Below are 21,371 nucleotides of genomic sequence, written 5' to 3' on the forward strand. Positions count from 1 at the left end.
GGCACTTTTCTCGGAGCGACGCCATGGTCAACTGGGTGGTCTCGCTGGCCGGGCCCCGATGCGTCAGCCTGGAGCCCTGCCCCGCTGATCCGCTCGGCCCGGGCCAGGTTCGCGTCCGCACCTGCTACTCCGGCATCTCGGCCGGCACCGAACTGACCCTCTACCGGGGCAGCAATCCGCGACTCAGCAAGGACTGGGACGACGCCACCCGGATGTTCGTGCCGCGCCAGGCACCCGCCGCCTACCCCGTCATCGGCTTCGGCTACGAGGAGGTCGGCGAGATCGTCGAGGTCGCCGCCGACGTCGCCGACCGGCATCCCGGGCAGGTCGTCTGGGGCATCTGGGGGCACCGGGCCGAGGCCGTCGTGCCGGCCGGCGCGGTCCAGCCGCTGGCCCGCGGGCTCGACCCGCTCACCGCCGTCTTCGCCCGTCCCGGCGCGATCGCCCTCACTGCGGTGCTCGCCGGCGACCTGCACCTCGGCGACTGGGTGGGGGTCTTCGGTCAGGGGGTGATCGGCCTGCTCGCCACCCGGCTGGCCGCCCTCTCCGGCGCCCGGGTGGTCGCGGTCGACCGGGTGCCCGCCCGGCTGGACTTCGCCACCCGCTTCGGCGCCCGGCGGGTCGTCGACGCCGCCGTCGACTCCGCCGCCGCCGTGCTCCACGGAGCCACCGACGGTCGCGGCGCGGACGTCTGCCTGGAGCTGTCCGGGTCGTACCCGGCGCTGCACGAGGCGATCCGCGCCACCACCCACGCCGGCCGCGTCGTGGCCGCCGGCTTCTACCAGGGGTACGCCCTCGGGCTGGGACTCGGCGAGGAGTTCCACCACAACCGGATCCAGCTGGTGGCGGCCCAGATCTCCGGGCCCACCCCGGCACCCGGCACGGCCGGCCGGTGGACCGGGCCCCGGATCGCCCACACCTTCATGGACCTGGTGGCCGAGGGCAGCGTCGACCCGCTGCCGCTGGTGAGCCACGTCGTCGACGCGGGCGCGGTGGCCGACGCGCTCGCGTTGCTCGACCGCGGTGACGGTGACGTCCTCCAAGTCGTGCTGAGGTTCTGAATGGCCATTCCACTCGCCTGCCAGGAGCAGCTGCTCCCGGGCGCCAGCCTGTCCGACAAGTTCGCCCTCGCCACCACCCTCGGCTACCAGGCCATCGAGCTGCGCGGCCGCGGTGACCTCGCGTTCGCCCGGCGGCTGCCGGAGCTGCGCCGGGCCCGCGCCGACGGCGTGCCCATGCCCACCGTCTGCGTCGACATGGACCACTTCATCGGCGACTTCGACCCGGACCGCTCCCGGGACGCGGTGCGCAACCTCCGCTCCCAGCTCTCGGTGATCGCCGAACTCGGCGGGATCGGCGCGATGACCCCCGCCGCCTGGGGGATGTTCTCCCGGCGGCTGCCGCCCTTCGAGCCGCCCCGCTCGCCCGACGGCGATCGGCAGGTCCTCGTTGACGCCCTCGGCGAGCTGGGCGAGCACGCCCGCGCCGAGGGCGTCAGCCTCTTCCTGGAACCCCTCAACCGGTACGAGGACCACATGGTCAACCGGCTCGACGAGGCGGTCGCCCTCTGCGCGGCCGTCGGCCTGCCCTCGGTCCGGGTGGTCGCCGACACCTTCCACATGAACATCGAGGAGGACGACGTGCACGCTGCGCTGCGCGCCGCCGCGCCGTACCTGGGGCACGTGCAGGTCAGCGACTCCAACCGGTACCAGCCCGGGGCCGGGCACCTGGACTGGCCGGCGCTGCTGAGGACCCTGCACGAGATCGACTACCGGGGATGGTTGGCACTGGAGTGCCGGCTGCGCGGCGAACCCCTCGCCGCCCTCCGGCAGGCCGCGACGGTGCTCACGCACGCCAAGCCGTGGCAGGCGGCGGCATGAGCGCCAGCTCCGCCGGCCGGCCCGGCGCCGCCTCCGGGCTGGACGCCACGACGGGTGGTCCGGAGGGCGATCCGCAACTTCGGCGGGCCGGCGCCGAGCGGGCGGCCGGGCTGCGCCGGTTGGCCGTCGACACCCTCGACGGCAACTGGGAGCACGACCACACCGTGCCGTCGCGCACCCTCTACCCGCACCAGTGGAGCTGGGACTCGGCGTTCATCGCCGTCGGGCTGGCCCACGTCCGACCCGACCGGGCGTGGCGGGAGCTGCGGACGCTCTTCGCCGCCCAGTGGGCCGACGGGCGGGTGCCGCACATCGTGTTCAACCCGGCGCTGCGGGTCGGCTCGTACTTCCCGGGGCCGGAGTTCTGGGACTCGGCCCGCGCCGACGGTGCCCCGGCCGGCGCCACCTCCGGGATCGTCCAACCGCCGGTGCACGCCCCGGCGGCGTGGCTGACCCACCGCCGGGCCCCGTCGGAGGCCTCGGTGCGGGCCCTGCGCTGGCTCTACCCGCGGCTGGTCGCCCAGCAGCGGTACCTGACCGGCCGGCGGGACGTCGGCGGCGCCGGGCTGGCCTGCCTGGTGCACCCGTGGGAGTCGGGGCTGGACAACAGCCCCGCCTGGGACGCCCCGATGGCGGCGGTCCCGGCCGACGCGGCCGTCATGCGGGCGTACCGGCGGCACGACACGGCGCACGCCGACGCCGCGCACCGCCCCACGGACCTGGACTACGCGCAGTACGTCGCGATCGTCGCGTCCTACCGGGAGGGCCGCTACGGCGACGACGGGCTCGCCGGCCGGCATCCCTTCCTGGTGGAGTGTCCGCTACTCAACGCGGCCCTCGGGGTGGCCGAGCACGCGCTGGCCCGGATCGCGGCGGTGGTCGGCGCCGACCCGGGGCCGCACCGGGACCGGGCGGCGCGGATCACCGCGACCCTGGTCGACCGGCTGTACGACCCCACCACCGGCACCTTCCACCCGCGCGACCTGCGCACCGACCGGCTGATCCCGGCCCGGACGGTGCTCGGGCTGATGCCGCTGATCCTGCCGGACCTGCCGGCCCGGCAGGTCCGGGCGGTACTGACGGAGGCGTGCTCGCCCCGGTTCGGCCTGGCGTCCCGGATGGACCGTCCGCTGCCCACCCACGACCGCACCGCGCCGGACTTCGAGCCGCTGCGCTACTGGCGCGGACCGAGCTGGCTGAACACGAGCTGGCTGCTCTGGCGGGGGCTGCTCGCCCACCGCCGTCCCGAGCTGGCCGCCGGGCTGCGGGAGTCGATGCTCGGCCTGGTCGCCCGCAGCGGCTGCCACGAGTACTTCCACCCGGACACCGGCGCCGGGCTCGGCTCCCCGGCGTTCAGCTGGACCGCCTCCCTGGCGCTCGACGCCCTCGCCGAGGGGTGAGCCGCCGGCGTCACCCCGGTGCGACGCCGACGGGCGGCGGGTCAGGCGATCCCGGCCGGGGTGCCGGCGCCGGCGCGCAGGGCGGCCATCGGCGCGTCGTCGATCGCGTACCCGAGCGCGTCGACCACCTCGACCACGCCGCTGACGTGGCCGGCGAGCAGCAGCGCCAGGTGCACGGTCGACCAGCGGTCGAGCTGGCCGGTCAGGGTGACCACGCCGTCGTGGACGGTCACGTCCACCACGCCGTCGGGGACACCCAGCACCCGGTGCAGCACCTCGTCGACCACGTCGCGGCGGATGTCGGCGTCCGGGCGCAGATGCACCTTGAGCAGGTCGCCGCGGGTGACGATGCCGACCAGCCGGTCCAGGTCGTCGACGACCGGCAGCCGCTTCACCTTCCGCTCGCCCATGATCCGGGCCGCCTCCACCAGCGAGGCGTCGGGCGCCACGGTGACCGGGGGACTGGTCATCAGGTCGGCGGCCAGGGTGGCCCCGGCCTTCACCCGGGCCTGCCGGTGGTGCCGGCTGACGAAGAACCGCCGCTCGTGCGGCTGCCCCTGCAACTCGACCTTGTGCAGCAGGTCCGCCTCGGAGACCACCCCGAGCACCCGACGGGCGCCGTCCACCACCGGCACCGCGGTGACGTGCCGGCCGGTCAGCACGTCGACGATCTCGCGGTACGCCGTGTCCTCCCGTACCGTCGCGACGTCGGCTGTCATCACGTCCTGTACCTGCCACGTACGCATGGCGACCTCCTCGTTCCCGCCGTCGACGCTAGGTGCGGGCGGTGGGACGGAGCAGGGGCGCAGGGACCGGCCGTCCGGGTCGGAAGTCCCGAGAGGTCAGTCCCGCAGCTCGGCCAGCAGGCGCGCCACCCGGTCCCGGATCTCGTCCCGGATCGGACGGACCGCTTCGACGCCCTTGCCGGCCGGGTCTTCCAGCTTCCAGTCCTCGTACCGCTTGCCGCGGAACACCGGGCAGGCATCCCCGCAGCCCATGGTGACGATGACGTCGGAGGACTCCGCCGTCGCGTACTCCAGCAGCTTGGGGGTCTGGTCGGTGATGTCGATGCCGACCTCGGCCATGGCCTCGACGGCGGCCGGGTTGACCGTCTCGGCGGGCGCCGAGCCGGCGGAGCGGACCTCGACGGCGTCGCCGGCCAGGTGGCGCAGCCAGCCGGCGGCCATCTGGGAGCGGCCGGCGTTGTGCACGCAGACGAACAGGACGCTGGGCTTGTCGGACATCAGGAGCCCTTCTCGCAGTGCGGGTCGCAGGGCCGGTTCACCGGCGCCTCGGACTGGGCGGTGGGCAGGGGCCAGCGGGGGTCGCTGTTGCGGTCGAGCAGCCGGTAGCGGCCGTCGGGACGCGGCGGATTGAGCAGGGTGTACGACCTGTCCGCGCCACCGTGCTCCGGGCCGGGGCTCATGCGTGGTGGTCGAGCGCCGGGTCGCGCTCGTCGGTGGGCACGACGACCTGGTCGGCGGCCTGCCCGGCGTCGGGGTAGAGCGCGGCCAGGAGACCGATGCCCACGGCGAGGCCGACGAGCTGGGCGATGACGAAGCCGGGGACGGAGGCGGGGGCGATGCCGGCGAAGGTGTCGGTGAAGGCGCGGCCGATCGTCACGGCCGGGTTGGCGAAGGAGGTCGACGAGGTGAACCAGTAGGCGGCGCCGATGTAGGCGCCGACCGCGGCCGGCGCGACGGGGGCGCGGCCGGAGCGGGCGAGGGCGAAGATCAGCAGGATCAGGCCGGTGGTGGCGACGACCTCGCCGAGCCAGAGGTGCCCGGCGGCGCGGTCCTTGCCGGAGAAGTCGACGGCGGCGAGGTCGAACATCAGGTTGGCCAGGATCGACCCGCCGATCGCGCCGGCGATCTGGGCGATGACGTAGCCGCCGAGGCCACGGCCGGTCAGGCCGGTGCCGGCGCGGCGACCGAGGAACCAGTCCGCGGCGGAGACCACCGGGTTGAAGTGCGCCCCGGAGACCGGGCCGAAGATCAGGACCAGCGCGCCCAGGGCGAGCGCGGTGGCGATCGAGTTCTCCAGCAGTTGGAGGCCGACGTCGCCGGGGGAGAGGGTGGCGGCCATGATGCCCGAGCCGACCACGGCGGTGACCAGCAGGGCGGTGCCGGTGAACTCGGCCAGCAGGCGCCGCCAGGGTGCGATGGTCATCAGTCTGTTCTCTTCCCTTGCGGTGACGTCCCGGGCCGCGTTTCGGCTCGGGCGTGCGGATCAGCGGGTGGCGGGGCGGAGCGGGCAGGTGTCACCGCGGCTCACGGCGGGCCGAGCCGCTGGTCCACGGGGTCAGTCACGGTGGTCTCCCGAGTTCATGGCGGGGGTGAGGACGGGGGCGACGCGATCGACCCGGGCGGCGAGGTCGGCGAACGCGGCTTCGAAGGCGGCGTCGGTGCCGACCCGGACCGGGTCGGGCACTGACCAGTGCAGGCGGGGGCGGACCGGCCCGGTGAGTTCCTCGTGGGCGTTGTCGCAGACCGCGATCAGCAGGTCGTCGTCGCGCACGATGTCCGCGACGTGCGAGGTGCCGGTCGGGTCGAGGTCCAGGCCGTGCCGGTGGGCCACCGCGACGGCCCGGGGGTGGACCCGCGGCGCGGGATTTGTGCCCGCCGAGGCCGCTGAGGTGCGGGTGCGGTGGGCCCAGAGGGCGGCGGCGAGCTGCGACCGGGCGGAGTTGCGGGTGCAGACGAAGACCACCCGGCCCACCCCGGCCGGCGGCGGCGGGGTGAGGGTGGCCAGGGCCTCGGGTCGCAGCCGCAGGTAGGTGCGGCGGCGGTCGCCCTCGGACCGGCCGCGGACGACCAGGCCGGCCTCGGTGAGGACCTTGACGTGGTGGGCGACGAGGTTGGTCGGCATTCCGAGGTCGGAGGCGATCTCACCGGGGGAGGCGTCGCCCAGGGTGAGCGCGTCCACGATCGCCAGGCGCACCGGGTCGCCGAGCGCGGCGTGGATCCGGGCGCGCTCTCGGAGGGACGCAAGCTCAGCAGTCATTGACTCAACTATTGCTGAGCGATCGCGCGGCTGTCAAACGGGACGTCGACGGGTGTGGGTCGCTCTCGTCGGACGCGCTGCGCCCCAGGTTGGGGCGCGTGCCTACGGGGCGGGGGCCGGCGCGACCGCGAGCAGCGCGGCGAGTTGGCGCAGGATGGCCGGGCGGGCCCGGTAGTACACCCAGGTGCCGCGGCGTTCGGCGTCGACGAGGCCGGCTTCGCGCAGCGTCTTCAGATGGTGCGAGATGGTCGGCCCGGTCAGGTCGAACGCCGGGGTCAGGTCGCAGACGCACGCCTCACCGTCCTCGGCGGAGGCGATCATCGACATCAGCTGCAACCGGACCGGGTCGCCGAGTGCCTTGAACGCGGGGGCGAGCACCGCGGCGGTCTCGGCCGGCACCCGGCGCTGCGCCAGCGGGGGGCAGCACGGCGTCTCGGCGGTGAGGTCCACAGCGGGCAGCGACGCCGCTTGCTTTGACATGGCTCTAGGTTGACAGATCTCTAAATAACGTGCAACTGTCTGTTTCGACGGGCGTCGAGACAGGCGTCCGAGCGGGAGGGGCGTCACGTCCGGCTCCGTGCGTTAGGCTTCGATCGTCTATCGGCGATAAACGATTAAGGGCGAGATGGTGGACGAGTTGTTGGATCGGGCGACGGCGCAGACGTACGCGTCGTGGTTCCGGGCCCTGGCCGACCCGACCCGGGTGCAGATCGTGGCCTACCTCGCCCGTCACGCACGGCCGATGAGCGTGGGGGAGATCGTCGCCGCCGTCGGCCTGGCGCAGTCCACCGTCTCCCAGCACCTGAAGATCCTCACCGAGGTGCGGTTCGTGCTGGTCGAGCCGGTCGGCACCGCGCGGCACTACCGGATCAACGACGCCTGCGTCGGCTGCTTCCCCTCCGCCGCCGACGTCGTCATGGGTCGCCCTGCCCCCAGCCCGAAGGGAGCCTGCTGATGGCCGACCCCACCGTCCGCCCGATGTCGTCCGCCGACGCCGAGCGGGTCCTGGCGATCTACCAGGCGGGCCTCGACGCGGGCGACGCCAGCTTCGAGACAGCCGCGCCCGGCTGGGCCGCCTTCGACACCGCGAAGCTGGTCGACCACCGCTTCGTCGCCGTCGACACCGACGACACCGTGCTCGGCTGGATCGCCGTCTCCCCTACGTCGACCCGCGCGGTCTACGCCGGGGTGGTGGAGCACTCCGTCTACGTCGACCCGGCCGCCCAGGGCCGGGGCGTGGCCCGGCTGCTCCTGGCCGCGCTGATCGCCTCCACCGAGGCGGCCGGCATCTGGACCATCCAGTCCGGCGTCTTCCCTGAGAACGCCGCGAGCCTCACCCTGCACCGGCGGGCCGGCTTCCGGGTCATCGGCACCCGCGAACGGGTCGGCCGGCACCACGGCCGTTGGCGCGACGTCGTCCTGCTGGAGCGCCGCAGCCCCGTCGTCACCTGACCCTGCCGGTCCCGGTGGTCGGGACCGGCCTCCGTCCTTTTGATTCGACAAGTCTCTAGACAGAGGAGTTGTCTGATGAGCGTCCTGGACGAACTGCCCGTCGTGGTGATCGGCGCGGGCCCGGTCGGCCTCGCCGCCGCCGCGCATCTGCGCGAGCGCGGCCTGCCCTTCACCGTCGTGGAGGCCGGCGACAGCGCCGGCGCGGCCGTACGGCAGTGGGGTCACGTGCGGATCTTCTCCCCCTGGCGGTACGACATCGACGCCGCCGCCCGGCGGCTGCTCGACGAGGCCGGCTGGGTCGCCCCCGACCTCGACGCCCTCCCCACCGGCGCCGAGCTCGTCGCCGGCTACCTCCAGCCCCTGGCCGAACTGCCGCAGCTCAAGCCCCACCTGCGCTACGGCGCCCGGGTCGAGGCGATCAGCCGCCTGGGCCTGGACCGGCTGCGTACCGCCGGCCGCGACACCACGCCGTTCCTGGTCCGACTCGCCGACGGCGACGAGGTGCTCGCCCGGGCCGTCATCGACGCCTCCGGCACCTGGGGCACCCCGAACGTCCTCGGCGCGTCCGGCCTGCCCGCTCCGGGCGAGGGCGACGTGGCGGTGTACCTGGAGCACGCGCTGCCGGACGTCCTCGGCGCGGACCGGGATCGGTTCGCCGGCCGGCACACCCTGGTCGTCGGAGCCGGCCACTCGGCGGCGAACACTCTGCTCTCCCTGGCGGAACTGGCAGCCGACGAGCCGGGCACCGAGGTGACCTGGGCGATCCGGACCACCTCACCGGCGCGCACCTACGGAGGCGGCGACGCTGACGCCCTCCCGGCGCGCGGCGCGCTCGGCTCCCGGCTGCGCGAGCACGTCGACGCCGGCCGGATCCGGCTGCTCACCGGCTTCTCCGTGCACGCTCTCAGCCCCACCGACGGTCGCGTCGCGATGGTCGTGCGGCACGCCGACGGCAGCGACGAGTCCGTCGACGTGGACCGCATCGTCGCCGCCACCGGTTTCCGCCCCGACCACTCCATCGCCGCCGAGCTGCGCCTGGACCTGGACCCGGTCATGGGCGCCACCCGCGCCCTCGCGCCGCTGATCGACCCGAACGAGCACTCCTGCGGCACCGTGCCCCCGCACGGCGTGGACGAGCTCGCCCACCCGGAGGTCGGCTACTACGCGGTCGGCATGAAGAGCTACGGCCGGGCGCCGACATTCCTCATGGCCACCGGCTACGAGCAGGTCCGCTCAGTCGTCGCCGCCCTCGCCGGCGACTGGGCGGCCGCCCGCGACGTCCAGCTCGACCTGCCCGAGACCGGGGTCTGCAAAAGCAACCCCGCCGACTCCGCAACCGGCGACAGCTGCTGCGGGCCGGCCCCGACCGCCGAGCCGGCAGCGCGCGGGCTCGCCACCGGCATCTCCGGTGGCCTGCTGTCCGCGCCGCTGAGCCTCATCACCCTCGACGCCGCCCCCACCGGCGGCCAGACCGGCGGCTGCTGCGGCAGCTGATGCCCGCCACCAGGACGGTGCCCGCCGGCCCCACGGTCGGCGGGCACCACGCCCATGGCTGGCGGACCGTCGCCGCCCTCGCCGTCACCTCCACCGTCGGCTACGGCACCCTCTACTACGCCTACGCGGTCCTGCTGAACTCGATGGCCGCCAGCGTCGGCGCGTCCACCACCGCGGTCACCGGCGCCCTCACCGCCTCCGTCCTCGCCGGCGCCCTCATGGCCATCCCGGTTGGCCGGTGGCTCGACCACCACGGCGGTCGTGCGCTGATGACCGTCGGTTCGATCACCGCCACCGCCCTGCTCGTGGCCTGGTCCCAGGTCCACACCATCGGCCAGCTCTACGCCGTCATGATCGGCATCGGGATCACCGGCGCGATGGTCCTCTACGAGCCCGCCTTCGCCGTCATCGTCTCGTGGTTCACTCCGGACCGACGCGCCACGGCCCTGCTGGTGGTGACGATCGTGGCCGGGTTCGCCAGCACCATCTTCATGCCGCTGACCGGCCTCCTGACCGAACACCTCGGCTGGCGCGGCGCGCTACTCGTCCTCGCCGTCATCCATGGCCTGGTAACCGTGCCCCTGCACGCGCTCACCATCCGCCGGCCCCGGTCGGCAGCGACGACGGCGCCCGCCGGCCCGACACCGCCTGACCACGCCCAGCGGCGCGCGGTCGGCAGGGCCGCGATGCGGGACGCCCGGTTCTGGATCCTGGCCGGAACCTTCGTCGCGCACGGGGCGGCCACCAGCATCATGACCGTGCACCTCGTCGGCTTTCTGGTCAGCCGTGGTCACCCCGCCACGTTCGCCGCGACCACCGCCGGCCTGCTCGGCATCCTGTCGGTCACCGGCCGGCTCGTCCTCACCGGTGTCCGACGCCGACTGCGGGTCAGCACCGTCGTGGCGGTCATCTTCGCCGTCCAGGCCGCCGCCGCCCTCGCGCTGCCCTGGCTCGCCGGCACCCGCACCGGGGCCGTCATCGGGATCGTCGGCTTCGGACTGGGCTTCGGCGTCGCCAGCCTCGCCAAGCCGACCCTGCTCGCCGACCGCTACGGCAGCACCGCGTACGCGAGCATCGCCGGCCGGATGGCGGCGTCCGTCACGATCGCCAAGGCCACCGCGCCCCTCGGCGCGGCCGCCGTACCGCACTCGGCCGGCGGCTACCGGCTCCTGCTCGGCATGGTCGCCGGCTGTTGTGCGGTCGCCGCCGTCGGCATGCTCATCCGCGCGGACCGGCGGTTTCCCGGACGGGCCCCGGCGCCGTCTCCACCGCCGGCAGCTCCACCGGCGCCGGCTCGACCTCGACTCGGGTGTCGTGAAAGGTCGGGCCGCCGCCCAGGTCGGTGTCGCGGACCGCGGTGACCGCGTTGACCGTGGTCCCGCCGGGGCTCAGCCGCGCCCAGTACGCCTTGTAGGTGAACGCCAGCCCCGGCCGGGTCGCGTCGTCCACCGCGACCGCCGCCAGGAACGCCCCGCGGTCGTTGTGCACCCGCACCGCGTCGCCGTCGGCCAGGCCCCGGGCCGCCGCGTCGTCGGGGTGCAGGTGCACCCTGGGCGGCCCGGTCCGGCCGGCGTGCCAGGGGAGCGAGGCGAAGGTGGAGTTCATGAGGAACCGGCCGGCCGGGGAGATCAGCACCAGCGGGAAGCGCCGGGCCAGCTCCGGGTCGGCGGCCTCCGCCGGCGGGGTGTAGCCCACCAGCGGGTCCACCCCGTGCCCGGCGAGCCGCGGGTCGAGCAGCCGGGCCCGCCCGTCCGGGGTGGGGAAGCCACCCTCGGCGTACGGCGCCGACCCGACGGCGACTCCGGTGGCCCGGGCGTACGTCCGCTCGCGCAGCTCCTCGAAGCTGACCGGCGCGTCGCGGAGCAACTGCCGGGCCAGGTCCTCGTCGCTGTCCCGCAGGCGGGGGTGGTCGAGGCCGAGCGCGGCCGCGATCCGCCGGAAGATCTCGGTGTTCGGCAGCGCCTCGCCGGGCGCCCGGGTCGCCGGCAGGTTGAGCGTCGTGTAGTGGTGGCCGTAGGAGGTCTGCAGGTCGAGGTGTTCGGGCTGCATGGTGGCCGGCAGCACGATGTCGGCGAAGTCGCAGGTGTCCGTCCAGCGCTGCTCCAGCACCACGGTGAACAGGTCGGCGCGGCGCAGGCCCGCGTGCAGCCGGCGCTGGTCGGGCGCGGTGGCCGCCGGGTTGGAGTTGAAGACGACCAGCGACGTCACCGGCGGATCGGCCTCGCCGGTGAGCACGGCCGCCAGCCGGCTCATGTTGATCGACCTGGCCGGCGGCGCCGGCATGTCGCGCGGGCGGACCACCGGGTCGAGGGGCACCCGGTGGTGGCCGCTGGTCGTGCAGAGCGCACCCCCGCCCGGGTACCGGAAGTCGCCGGTGACCAGCGACAGCGCGCAGATCGCCCGGATCGCCTGGCCGGCCCCGTGGTGGCGCTGCGGCCCGAGCCCGACCCGGATCGCGGTGGGCCGGGTGGTGGCGATCCGCTCGCCCAGCCGCCGGACGACCTCGACGTCGAGCCCGCACTCGGCGGCGGCCCGCTCGGCCGGCCACTCGTCGAGCCGTGCCGACAGCTCCGGCCAGCCGACCGTGTGCGCGGCCAGCCAGTCCCGGTCGGCGGCGCCAGCGTCGCGGACGAGCCGCATCAGCCCCAGGGCCAGGGCGGCGTCCGTGCCGGGCAGCGGCGCGACGTGCTCGTCGCTGCGGGCTGCGGTGTCCGTGCGCAGCGGGTCGATGGTGACGACGTACGCGCTCCGCTGCCGCGCCTGTTGAACGAAGGGCCACTGGTGCAGGTTGGTGGAGAGCAGGTTGGCGCCCCAGAGCACGATCAGCTTGGCGTCCACGATGGACTCCGGCTCGAAGCCGACCGAGCCGCCGAGCAGGGAGCCCAGCGCGGCCCGCGCGGCGGCGGTGCAGATCGTGGTGTCCAGCCGGGACGCGCCGAGGTGCGCGAAGAGGCGTGGACCCATCGTCCAGCCCTGGACCAGGCCCATCGTGCCGGCGAAGTAGTAGGGCAGGACCGCCTCCGGGCCGTCCCGGTCGATGCTGGCCCGCAGCCCGGCCGCCACCCGGCCGATCGCCTCGTCCCAGCTGGCCGGCCGGTAGGAGACCGGCCCCACGCCCTTCGGCCCGGTCCGCATCAGCGGGTGGGTCAGCCGGTCGGGCCCGTTGACCGCGTCCAGGTAGCGGTTGACCTTGCCGCAGAGCGCGCCCCGGGTGAACGGATGGTCGCGGTCGCCGCGCAGCGCGACCGCCCGACCGTCCTCGACGGTGAGCTGCCAGGTGCAGGTGTCCGGGCAGTCCAGTGGGCAGGCGCCGGGATGGGTGGCGCGGGACATGGACCGATGCTACCGGCCGCCCGGCCGCCCGGCCGCCCGGCGTTGTGCCCGCTCTACAGTTGACCGCCGTCCCCAGCCGAGGAGTTGCCGTGCCCGAGATCGACAAGGTGGCCTGGATCCGGATCGAGGACGGCCGCATCCTCAGCACCCGCTCGCGGGGCAGGGACGTCTGGTACCTGCCCGGCGGCAAGCGGGAGGCCGGCGAGACCGACCTGGACACCCTGGGCCGGGAGATCGCCGAGGAGTTGGGCGTCGCGGTGCTACGGGAGTCGGCCGTCCACGTCGGCACCTTCTCGGCGCAGGCGCACGGGCACGCGGCCGGCACGCTGGTCCGGATGACCTGCTACACCGCCGACTACCGGGGCGAGCTGCACCCGGCGAGCGAGATCGCGGAGCTGGCCTGGCTCGGATACGCCGACCGGCACCGGGTCTCCCCGGTGGACCAGCTCATCTTCGACCGGTTCCGGGCCGAGGGCACGCTCCGCTGACGGTCAGCGCGGCAGCAGCCGGGCCAGGGCGCGCAGCGCCCCGCGTACCGTCGCGTCGTCGGCGCTGAGGCTGACCCGCAGGCCGGCCGCGGCCCCGCGCCGGACGGCGAACTCGTCGGTGCCGGCGACCGCGACGCCCCGGCGGCGGGCGAGCGTGGTCACTGCGTCGGCGCCGTGGCCCAGGCGCAGCCAGGCGAAGGGCGCCGGCCCGGTGGCGGCCACCCGGTCGCCGAGCAGCTCGCGGGCGAGCGCGGCGCGCCCGGCCAGCTCGGCGGAGCGGGCGGCGGCGAGCTGGTGCGCCGCCCCGCCCAGTACGAGCTGGGTGGCCACCTCGGCGACCAGCGGCGCGGGCGCCCAGGCGAGCGCCCGGGCGGCGGCGCGCAGCGGCTCGGCGAGCGCCGGCGGGGCGTGCCGGTAGCCGATCCGCAGGCCCGGGGCGAGGGTCTTGGTGATGCCGGTGAGGTGGACCGTGCGGGGATGCCACGCGGCGACCGGCGGCGGCCGGTCGGGCAGCAGCGCGCCGAACGGATCCTCCTCGATCACGGTCAGGTCGTGGCCGGCGGCGACGGCGGCGATCTCCCGGCGGCGTTCGGCCGGCATGGTGAGTCCGGTCGGGTTGTGCAGGGTGGGGTGCAGGTGCAGCGCGGCCACCCGGCGTCGGGCGCAGAGCCGGTCGATGGCGTCCGGGCGGGGCCCGGCCGCGTCGCTCGGCACGGTCGCCAGCTCGATCCGGAGCAGCCGCGCGGCGGCGAGCAGGCCCGGGTTGGTCAGCTCGGTGGTGACCACCACCTGCCGGGGCTGGGCCAGCGCGGCCAGCGCGGCGGCGAGTCCGTGCTGCCCGCCGGCGGTCACCTCGACCTGGTCGGGCTCGGGACGCCAGCCGGCCTGGGCCATCCACCGAGCGCCGGCGATGCGGTGCCGGACCGCATCGGCGTCCTCCGCGCCGACGGCCAGGGGATCGGCGGCGATCCGGTGCAGGATCGGCGCGACCGCCCGGTGCACCGGCCCGTGCCCGGGCGGATGGACGGCGGCGACGTCGAGCACCGGCGCGGTGGCGGGTGCGGTGGCGGCGGGGGCCGGGGCGACGAAGGTGCCCCGGCCGACCTCGCCGGTGAGCAGCCCGCGCCGCGCGGCGACCTGGTAGGCGCGGCCGACGGTGGCGATCGTGACGCCGAGCCGCCGGGCCAGCTCCCGCTGCGCCGGCAGCCGGTCACCGGCGGTGAGGCGGCCGGCGGCGATGTCGGCGCCGATCGCGTCGGCGAGCGCCAGATAGCGGGGACCGGTCCCGGACAGCCCCGCGGGCTCCCAGATTGTCACTGTGACAATCTAGCCGCCGCGCGGCCCGGCGGCCGTCGGATTGTCACCGTGACAATCGTGGCCGCCGGCCTGCCCGGGTACGTCGTCGACGCTGCCCCCATGACCGTCATCTCCGCCGCCCTGTGGCGGCACGCCACCTTCCGCCGGCTCTGGCTCTCCGACGCGGTGAGCACCCTCGGCACCCACGTCACCACGGTGGCGCTGCCCCTGGCCGCGCTGACCGCGCTCGGCGCCGGACCGACCGGGGTCGCCGCGCTGACCGCCGCCACCACCCTGCCGTACCTGCTGCTCGGCATCCCGGCCGGCGCGATCGTCGACCGGTTGCCGCGCCGCGCCGTGCTGGTCGGCGCCGACCTGGCCCGGGCCCTGCTGCTGGCCAGCGTGCCGCTGGCCTGGGCGGCCGGGCTGCTCACCCTCGCCCACCTGGTGGCGGTGGCGCTGCTGGCCGGCTGCGCCACGGTGCTCTTCGACGTGGCCTACTTCGCGGCGGTGCCCGCGGTGGCGCCCCGCGGCCGGCTGGCCGACGCCAACGCCCGCCTCGAGGCGACCCGGGCGGTCGGGCAGACCGCCGGCCCCGGACTCGCCGGTCTCCTGGTCGGCGCGCTCGGCGCGCCGGTCGCCCTCCTCGTCGACGTGGTTAGCTTCGTCGCCTCGGCGCTCTTCCTCGCCGGTACGCCCCGGCTGGCCCCGAGTCGGGCCACCGGCGCGGGCGACGTGTGGCGGGACGCCGCCGGCGGGGTGCGCTTCGTGCTCGGTGACCCGGTGGTCCGGGCGCTGACCCTCTGCTCCGGCCTGACCAACCTCTGGCACGCCGGTTTCCTCGCCATGCTGCTGGTGTACGCGGTCCGCGAGCTGCGCCTGCCCGCCGCCACGGTGGGGCTGCTGATCGCCGCCGCGAACGTCGGGTACCTGCTCGGCGCGGCGGTCGCCGGCCGGGCCCGGTCCCGCCTCGGCGTCGGGCGGGCCATCGCCGGCGCGGCGGTGCTCCAGGCCGGCGCGGCGCTGGTGCTGCTGCCGCACCCGCTCTGGATCGGCGCGGGGCTGGCGGTGAGCGCCTTCGCCAGCGGGCTCTACAACGTCAACGCGGTCAGCCTGCGGCAGGCGGCCACGCCCGCCGGGATGCTGTCCCGGATGACCGCCACCAGCCGGTTCTTCATCTGGGGGACGATGCCCCTCGGTGCCGCCCTCGGCGGGGCGCTGACCGCGCTGCTGGGCGCGCCGGCGTACCTCGCGTCGGCCGCGGTGGGCATGGCCGCGGCGGCGCTGCTCGTCCGCTGGTCGCCCGTCTGGCGGACCGTCGAGATCCCCGCCCCGGACCGGGCGCCGGTCCCGGCCGGGGCCGTGCCCGCCGGGCGGTGAGGGACCGTTTGGCGGCGCCGGCCGGGGGTAACCGCGTGCCGGCTCCGGCGCTGCGTGGCCGGCGACGACAGGAGGGCGGCGTGCAGTTTCCCCGATTCGTCGAGGCGGTGTCCCGCCGGTCCGAGCTGCCCCCAGGGCAGGCCGCCATGATCTCCCGCGCCACCCTGCAGACCCTCGCCGAGCGGGTGACCGGGGGCGAGGCGGACGAACTCGCCGCCCAGCTGCCGGACGAGCTGAGCGCGTACCTCACCGCCCCGGCCGGCGACGGTGGCCCGACCGCGGGCACGGTGGCGTTCCTGTACCGGGTGGCCGACCGGGCCGGGGTCGACCCGGCGGTCGCCGAGGTGGGGGTGCGGGCGGTCCTGACCACCCTGCGCGAGGCGGTCACCGTCGGCGAGTTCCAGGACCTCATGGCCCAGCTGCCGAAGGGCTTCGACGCGATGGTCGACCCGATCCCGCGACCGCCGTACGGCGGCTGACGAGGCTCGCCGACCGTCAGGACGGGCCGGCGAGGTCGGCGGCGGACGGCTCCTCCGGTTCGGCCACCCAGGCGGAGAAGACCGGTACCCCGTGCCACGGGCCCACCCCGTCCGGCCGCTCGTCGGTGGCCACCGCCACCACCGCGTACGGGTGGCCGAAGCGCAGCTCGGCGGTCCGGGCCACCCCCTCCGGCGGCAGGCTGACCAGGGCGAACGCGCCGGTCACCGCGGCCGCCTCGAAGCCGTACCGGCCGAACCGGGCCATCGCCGCCTGCCGGGCCTCGGCCTTCGCGTCGGGGCCGGCCACGGCCCTGACCGCCGCCGGGAAGCCCAGTCGGGAGGCGGTGAGGTCGTGCTCGCTCCGCGCCGACCAGCAGGGCAGCACCGCCGAGTGGCGCTCCTCCCGGCCGTCCCGGGCCCGGGTACGCACTCGCTCCTCGCGCACGCTCCACAGTGCCGTCTCGCCCAGCGGCAGGTCGAACAGCGACCGCCGGCCCGGCTCGCCGCCGCCCACCGCCGCCGCGCCGAACCGGTACGCGACGGCCAGCACGTCACCCGGCGGCACCTCGGGCGCGGCGGCCACCGACAGCACCGTCAGCCCCGCCCGGCCACCCTCCGTGGCCGCCGGCTGGGCCGTCGCCACGTGCACGATCACCTCGCCGGCCCGGTCGGTGGCGGCGATCCAGCACCGGTGGCCGCGCTCGGGGGAGCGCAGCGCCCGGGTGAGCGAAGCGGCCCAGCCGCCGGCCGGCCCGAGGGCCGCGGCGGGGGCCAGGTCGAACGGCTCCGCCCAGGAGATCCGGGTGGCCAGCGCGCTGGCCAGGGCCAGCACCACCTGCGGCGAGATCCGCAGCGGGAACCGGTCGATCAGCCCGAGGGTGTGCTCCCGGGCCCAGCCGTCCAGCGCGTCCTGCGATGGCAGCGGCCCGGTCGCGGTGCGCGGCGGCAGGCCGGCGTACCAGTCGGCGAGGCCGGCGGGTTCGTACCCGGCGCGGTGCCAGACGGCGGTCGCGGCGGGCACCAGCGGGTGCGGCTCGGCCAGCAGCGCGGCCGCCGTCGCGGCGGCGTCCGACGGGTCCATGCCGAGCACGTCCGCCAGGTCGTCCCGCTCGGCGCCGGTCGCCGCCGGTCCGCAGAGCGCCAGCAGCAGCCACGCGCCGAGCGGGGAGGCGACGTGGTGGCCGGGGTCGACGGCGGCGTGCAGGCGCTCGGCGTACCGGGCGAGGGGCTCCTGGAGGCTCGTCATGGCTCCACTCTGCCGACCGCCGGCCGGTTCGGCACGCTCACCGGGCCCGTCAGGACCAGAGTTCGAACGGCTCGTCGATCTCCTCGCCGGCCAGGAACGGGGTGAGCAGCGCCGGCAGCCGCCCCGGGTAGAAGCGTTCCCGGCTGGCCACGATCTCGCCGACCGCCCACCAGCGGAAGCCGAAGTAGTCCTCCACCTCGTAGTCGAGCCGGTCCGACTCGTCGACCGCCGGGCCGCGGCCCGGCACCCGCACCGGCACGACCACCTCGTCCTGCAGGTGCCGCAGCTGGCGGTGGACGAAGCTGGCCCGCCGCCGCCAGCGAGGCGCCCCGATCTGGTCCGGCCCCACCCGAATTCCGGTCTCCTCGCGCAGCTCCCGCACTGCCGCGTCGAGGTACGTCTCGCCGGGGTCGAGGCCGCCGCCCGGCAGCTCCCACCAGGTGCCGAGCCGGGGGTGGTCCGGGTCGCGGGTGTGGAAGAGCAGCACCCGCTCCTCGGCGTCGAGCACCACCACCCGGACCGCGCGGCGTTCCAGGACCGGCAGGTCCCGGGGCAGTTCGTCGGTCATGAGGTTCCCTCCCCAGGGGTCACGTGTCCGCGTCCACCCTGCCACGATGGCGTCATGTCCCAGCTTTTCGGTGAGGTGGCCGGCAGCTACGACGAGGCGCGTCCGGGCTACCCGCCGGAGATCGTCGAGGCGATCCGCGGGTACCACGGCGGGGTGCCCGCCCGGCTGGTCGAGGTGGGCGCCGGGACGGGCCGGGCCACCGGGATGCTGCTCGGGTTGGGCGCGCCGATGACCTGCGTGGAGCCGGACGCGCGGATGGCCGAGCTGCTGGCGGCCCGGTTCCCCGGGGTCGAGGTGGTGGTGGCGCCGTTCGAGGAGTGGACGCCACCGCCGGGCGGGGTGCCGGCGCTGGCCTGCGCGATGGCCTGGCACTGGCTGGACCCGGAGACCCGCAACCGCCGGGCGTACGACGCGCTGAGCCCGGGCGGCACCCTGGCCGTCTTCGCGCACCGCTACGCGTACGTCGACCCGGCGCAGGCCGCCGCGCTACGGACGGCGTTCGAGTCGGCGGACCCGGCGCGCCACGAGGACCCGGCCGAGGACTGGTTCCACGCCGACATCGCCGGCCGCGGCCGCTTCGCCGACGTCCGGTCGGTGCCCTTCCGCCGCGCGGTGCCGCTGACCATGGCGGCGTACCAGGCGCTGGTCAGCACGTTCTCCCCGCAGCTTAGGCGGCCGCCCGAGCTGCGGGAGCGGGTGCTGGCGGCGGTCGGCGCGGCGGTCGACGGGTTCGGCGGGACGGTCGTGCTGGACCTGCGCACCACGCTGGTCCTGGCCCGCCGCCCGGTTGACCGGCTCAGTCCGCACCGGCGTCACATGATCGTCGGCGACGCCTCCGCCGTACCTCCACCGCATTTCGGCCGGCGGCCCCGCGCGGTCCCCGGGACCGGGGGATAGGCTGCCCGCCGTGGCAGGTCTGTTGAGGAACGTGGCGTCGCGGTTCGGCCGGATGACCGGGGGCACGGCGACGCCGGCGCAAAAGCCGGGCCCGATCCCGGCCCAGGTCGCGCGGCGCCGCCAGGTGGCCGCGCTGCAGCGTCGCCAGCTCGCGTACGCCCCGGAGCTGGACGGGCAGGCCGACCCGGGGGAGATCGTCTGGACCTGGGTCCCGTACGAGGACGACCCCCGCCAGGGCAAGGACCGCCCGGTGCTGGTGGTGGGCCGGCACAGCCGGACGCTGTTCGGGCTGATGCTCTCCAGCCAGGACGAGCGGGACGGCCAGCGGCACTGGCTGGCGCTCGGGCCGGGCGCCTGGGACCGGGACAACCGCCCGAGCTGGGTACGTCTCGACCGGGTCCTCACCATGCGGGAGGACAGCATCCGGCGCGAGGGCGCGGTGCTGGACCGGACCCGCTTCGACCGGGTGGGCCAGGCCCTGCGTGCCGGCTACGGCTGGCGCTGACCCGGCAGACGACCGCCGGACGGGGGATTGGCAGGGTGACCCGATGACCACTGTGGACGACCGGCTGGCCGGCTGGCTGCGGGCGGACTTCGGTCTCGTCCTGGTGGCCGCCGAGCCGGTGCCGTACGGCGCGGACGACGCGGCGCGGCTCTGGCGGGCCACCACCGCCGACGGCGCCCAGTGGGCGGTCAAGCTGAGCGGCGGCGGCACCCCGGCGGGGCTGCTCGTCACGGCCCACCTCGCCGGGCAGGGCGTGCCGGGCATCGCCGCGCCGCTGACCACCGGGGATGGTCGGCTCTGCGGGGTCCACGAGGGACGGCGGCTCTCCGTGGTGCCGTGGCTCTCCGCCGACCGGGCGCTCGCCGGCGGGATGAGCGCCGCGCACTGGCGCGCGTACGGCGAGGTGCTGGCCGCGACCCACGGCGTCGCGACCACCGACGAGCTGACGGCGCTGCTGTCCCGGGAGGACCACACCCACGCGGCGATCGGCGCGGCCACCCGGGAGACGGACCGCCGGTTGCGGGCCGTGGACGGCTCGGCCGACCGGTGGACCCGGGAGGTGGCGGCCCGCTGGCGGGCGGCCGCGGCCGACGTGTCGACGCTGCTGGACCGCGTGGACCGGCTCGGCGCGGAGTTGCGGGACCGGCCCGCGGACCTGGTGGTATGTCACGGCGATCCGCACCTGGGCAACCTGTTGCTCGACCCGGACGGGCGGGTCTGGCTGATCGACTGGGACGACGCGGTGCTCGCGCCCCGGGAACGCGACCTGATGTTCGTGCTCGGCGGCGTGCTGGCGTTCGCGCCGGTGACCCCGGCCCAGCAGGCGGCCTTCTTCGCCGGCTACGGCCCGGTGGACCCCGATCCGGTCCGGCTCGCCTACCACCTCGGCGTGCGGGCGCTGGACGACATCTGTAGCTGGGCCCGGGACGTGGCCGACGCGGACCGGCCGGAGGCCGAGCGGGTCCGCGCGCTGGAGATCGTGGACGGGCTGTTGTCCCCGGTGGGCCTGGTCAGCCTCGCCCGCGACGCGCTGCGCGACCTCGGCCGCTGGGACTGATCAGTCGGTCAGCACTCGGCGAGGTGCGGGGTCTCCACCAGCTGGCGGGCCGGCCGGGCCGCGGCCACGCTCTTCGCCTGGTACATCGCCGCGTCCGCGCGGCAGAGCGCCTCGGCGAGCTGGGTCGGCCCGTGCACCGGGGCGAGCCCGACGGACGCGGTCACCTGCACGGTGCGGCTGCCGAGCGGGATCGGCGCGGCGAGGGCCTCGCAGAGCCGCCGGGTGGCGTGCTCGATCCACCGCCGGTCCACCGTCGGGCTGGCCAGCAGCCCGGCGAACTCGTCGCCGCCGAGCCGGGCGACCAGGTTGTCCCCGGCGAAGGCGGCGAGCCGCTGGGCCACGCTGATCAGCACCTGGTCACCGGCGGCGTGGCCGTACCGGTCGTTGACCAGCTTGAAGTCGTCGAGGTCGAGCACCACGGCGATCAGCGGGCTGCCGGCGGCGCCGGTGAGCAGGGTCCCGGCCAGCCGGTAGAAGGCCCGTCGGTTGGGCAGCCCGGTCAGCGGATCGTGGCTGGCGGCGTGCCGTTCGGCCGCCAGTTCGGCCTGCAGGAGCTCGATCTCCTCCTCTGCGCGCAGCGCCCGGCGGCGCAGTTGCCAGACGGAGACCAGGGCGCCGGCGGCGGAGATCCCGGACGCGACGGTCATCGGATCCGGCACGAACCCTCCCTCGCCACAGCCGTCGATCTCCCGTGGGCGGTGCCTCGACCGCCCGGCCCGGGCCCGTGTTTCCACTGGTCGCCCGGAGAGCGGGGTAACCCAAAGTGAACGGATGGGTACACCGCACGTGCGTTATCATGCTCGCTGTCCAATGCAGATGCAATAGCAGATGCACGTGCATCATCGTCCTCTGTCGACACACCACCCTCGTCGCCGCCACCGCTCCTCCCGCGG

At 75.7% G+C, this 21,371-nt stretch carries 23 protein-coding genes and 1 pseudogene; 13 read left to right on the forward strand and 11 right to left on the reverse strand.

What is annotated here, in order from left to right:
• Positions 1-23: 23 nt before the first annotated feature.
• From EV384_RS17775 to EV384_RS17785, 3 genes are read left to right on the forward strand one after another with little or no spacing between them, the layout of a single operon-like run.
• Complete coding sequence (locus tag EV384_RS17775) at positions 24-1,061, forward strand: zinc-binding dehydrogenase (protein ID WP_130334800.1); 1,038 nt, start codon at positions 24-26, stop codon at positions 1,059-1,061.
• A complete protein-coding gene (locus tag EV384_RS17780; protein WP_130334801.1) occupies positions 1,062-1,880 on the forward strand; it encodes a sugar phosphate isomerase/epimerase family protein in 819 nt (272 codons plus the stop codon).
• Positions 1,877-3,280 carry an MGH1-like glycoside hydrolase domain-containing protein gene (locus tag EV384_RS17785; protein WP_242624129.1) on the forward strand — a complete coding sequence of 468 codons (1,404 nt, stop codon included), beginning with the start codon at positions 1,877-1,879 and terminating at the stop codon, positions 3,278-3,280. The genes EV384_RS17780 and EV384_RS17785 overlap by 4 nt, the downstream gene beginning before the upstream one ends.
• Before the next feature lie 41 nt (positions 3,281-3,321).
• Here EV384_RS17785 and EV384_RS17790 read toward each other — a convergent pair whose 3' ends face one another.
• From EV384_RS17790 to EV384_RS17815, 6 genes are all read right to left on the reverse strand, one after another.
• Positions 3,322-4,026: a CBS domain-containing protein gene (locus EV384_RS17790; protein WP_130334803.1), complete on the reverse strand. Its 705-nt coding sequence runs from the start codon at positions 4,024-4,026 to the stop codon at positions 3,322-3,324.
• Between the two features lie 96 nt (positions 4,027-4,122).
• Positions 4,123-4,524, reverse strand: coding sequence for an arsenate reductase ArsC (locus EV384_RS17795; RefSeq protein ID WP_130334805.1), 402 nt, complete (start codon positions 4,522-4,524; stop codon positions 4,123-4,125).
• A complete protein-coding gene (locus EV384_RS17800; RefSeq protein WP_130334807.1) occupies positions 4,524-4,706 on the reverse strand; it encodes a hypothetical protein in 183 nt (60 codons plus the stop codon). The genes EV384_RS17795 and EV384_RS17800 overlap by 1 nt, the downstream gene beginning before the upstream one ends.
• Positions 4,703-5,449: an aquaporin gene (locus EV384_RS17805; RefSeq protein ID WP_130334809.1), complete on the reverse strand. Its 747-nt coding sequence runs from the start codon at positions 5,447-5,449 to the stop codon at positions 4,703-4,705. Before EV384_RS17805 ends, EV384_RS17800 begins: the two co-directional genes overlap by 4 nt.
• Before the next feature lie 132 nt (positions 5,450-5,581).
• Positions 5,582-6,283: an arsenate reductase/protein-tyrosine-phosphatase family protein gene (locus EV384_RS17810; RefSeq protein ID WP_130334811.1), complete on the reverse strand. Its 702-nt coding sequence runs from the start codon at positions 6,281-6,283 to the stop codon at positions 5,582-5,584.
• Positions 6,284-6,385: 102 nt separating this feature from the next.
• On the reverse strand, positions 6,386-6,763 hold the full coding sequence (locus EV384_RS17815; RefSeq protein ID WP_130334813.1) for an ArsR/SmtB family transcription factor: 378 nt from the start codon (positions 6,761-6,763) through the stop codon (positions 6,386-6,388).
• 145 nt (positions 6,764-6,908) lie between these two features.
• Here EV384_RS17815 and EV384_RS17820 point away from each other — a divergent pair, with 145 nt between their 5' ends.
• The 4 genes from EV384_RS17820 to EV384_RS36085 all read left to right on the forward strand — a co-directional run bounded on the left by EV384_RS17820 (position 6,909) and on the right by EV384_RS36085 (position 10,590).
• Entirely contained in the window at positions 6,909-7,238 is a 330-nt protein-coding gene (locus tag EV384_RS17820; protein ID WP_130334815.1) for an ArsR/SmtB family transcription factor, read from the forward strand.
• Positions 7,238-7,735, forward strand: coding sequence for a GNAT family N-acetyltransferase (locus tag EV384_RS17825; protein ID WP_130334817.1), 498 nt, complete (start codon positions 7,238-7,240; stop codon positions 7,733-7,735). The genes EV384_RS17820 and EV384_RS17825 overlap by 1 nt, the downstream gene beginning before the upstream one ends.
• 75 nt (positions 7,736-7,810) lie before the next feature.
• Positions 7,811-9,229 carry an FAD-dependent oxidoreductase gene (locus EV384_RS17830; protein ID WP_130334819.1) on the forward strand — a complete coding sequence of 473 codons (1,419 nt, stop codon included), beginning with the start codon at positions 7,811-7,813 and terminating at the stop codon, positions 9,227-9,229.
• Positions 9,229-10,590 carry an MFS transporter gene (locus EV384_RS36085; protein WP_130334821.1) on the forward strand — a complete coding sequence of 454 codons (1,362 nt, stop codon included), beginning with the start codon at positions 9,229-9,231 and terminating at the stop codon, positions 10,588-10,590. Before EV384_RS17830 ends, EV384_RS36085 begins: the two co-directional genes overlap by 1 nt.
• A gap of 7 nt (positions 10,591-10,597) precedes the next feature.
• Here EV384_RS36085 and EV384_RS17840 read toward each other — a convergent pair.
• Positions 10,598-12,562 (reverse strand): annotated as a pseudogene (locus EV384_RS17840) (molybdopterin-containing oxidoreductase family protein); the annotation flags it as partial.
• Between the two features lie 89 nt (positions 12,563-12,651).
• Here EV384_RS17840 and EV384_RS17845 point away from each other — a divergent pair.
• A complete protein-coding gene (locus EV384_RS17845; RefSeq protein WP_130334825.1) occupies positions 12,652-13,050 on the forward strand; it encodes an NUDIX hydrolase in 399 nt (132 codons plus the stop codon).
• A gap of 3 nt (positions 13,051-13,053) precedes the next feature.
• On the opposite strand, the gene EV384_RS17850 is transcribed toward EV384_RS17845, so the two are convergent.
• Positions 13,054-14,367 carry an aminotransferase-like domain-containing protein gene (locus tag EV384_RS17850; protein ID WP_130334827.1) on the reverse strand — a complete coding sequence of 438 codons (1,314 nt, stop codon included), beginning with the start codon at positions 14,365-14,367 and terminating at the stop codon, positions 13,054-13,056.
• Between the two features lie 48 nt (positions 14,368-14,415).
• On the opposite strand from EV384_RS17850, the gene EV384_RS17855 reads away from it, so the two are divergent.
• Complete coding sequence (locus tag EV384_RS17855; protein WP_130334829.1) at positions 14,416-15,726, forward strand: MFS transporter; 1,311 nt, start codon at positions 14,416-14,418, stop codon at positions 15,724-15,726.
• An 80-nt stretch (positions 15,727-15,806) separates the two neighbouring features.
• Positions 15,807-16,205, forward strand: a complete 399-nt coding sequence (locus tag EV384_RS17860) for a DUF2267 domain-containing protein (protein ID WP_130334831.1) — start codon at positions 15,807-15,809, stop codon at positions 16,203-16,205.
• A 16-nt stretch (positions 16,206-16,221) separates the two neighbouring features.
• On the opposite strand, the gene EV384_RS17865 is transcribed toward EV384_RS17860, so the two are convergent.
• The gene (locus EV384_RS17865; RefSeq protein ID WP_130334833.1) at positions 16,222-17,451 is read right to left on the reverse strand and encodes a serpin family protein; all 1,230 of its coding nucleotides are present in this window, start codon (positions 17,449-17,451) and stop codon (positions 16,222-16,224) included.
• A 49-nt stretch (positions 17,452-17,500) separates the two neighbouring features.
• On the reverse strand, positions 17,501-18,019 hold the full coding sequence (locus EV384_RS17870) for an NUDIX hydrolase (RefSeq protein WP_130334835.1): 519 nt from the start codon (positions 18,017-18,019) through the stop codon (positions 17,501-17,503).
• 54 nt (positions 18,020-18,073) lie between these two features.
• Between EV384_RS17870 and EV384_RS17875 the strand changes: the two genes are divergently transcribed.
• The 3 genes from EV384_RS17875 to EV384_RS17885 are packed head-to-tail and all read left to right on the forward strand — an operon-like array spanning position 18,074 to position 20,478.
• Complete coding sequence (locus EV384_RS17875) at positions 18,074-18,916, forward strand: class I SAM-dependent methyltransferase (RefSeq protein ID WP_130334837.1); 843 nt, start codon at positions 18,074-18,076, stop codon at positions 18,914-18,916.
• Positions 18,917-18,926: 10 nt separating this feature from the next.
• Entirely contained in the window at positions 18,927-19,421 is a 495-nt protein-coding gene (locus tag EV384_RS17880) for a type II toxin-antitoxin system PemK/MazF family toxin (RefSeq protein ID WP_130334839.1), read from the forward strand.
• 43 nt (positions 19,422-19,464) lie between these two features.
• On the forward strand, positions 19,465-20,478 hold the full coding sequence (locus EV384_RS17885) for a phosphotransferase (RefSeq protein WP_130334841.1): 1,014 nt from the start codon (positions 19,465-19,467) through the stop codon (positions 20,476-20,478).
• An 8-nt stretch (positions 20,479-20,486) separates the two neighbouring features.
• On the opposite strand, the gene EV384_RS17890 is transcribed toward EV384_RS17885, so the two are convergent.
• Positions 20,487-21,137 carry a GGDEF domain-containing protein gene (locus EV384_RS17890; protein ID WP_130334843.1) on the reverse strand — a complete coding sequence of 217 codons (651 nt, stop codon included), beginning with the start codon at positions 21,135-21,137 and terminating at the stop codon, positions 20,487-20,489.
• Positions 21,138-21,371: the final 234 nt, after the last annotated feature.

This window comes from Micromonospora kangleipakensis (genome assembly GCF_004217615.1).
GTDB lineage: Bacteria > Actinomycetota > Actinomycetes > Mycobacteriales > Micromonosporaceae > Micromonospora > Micromonospora kangleipakensis.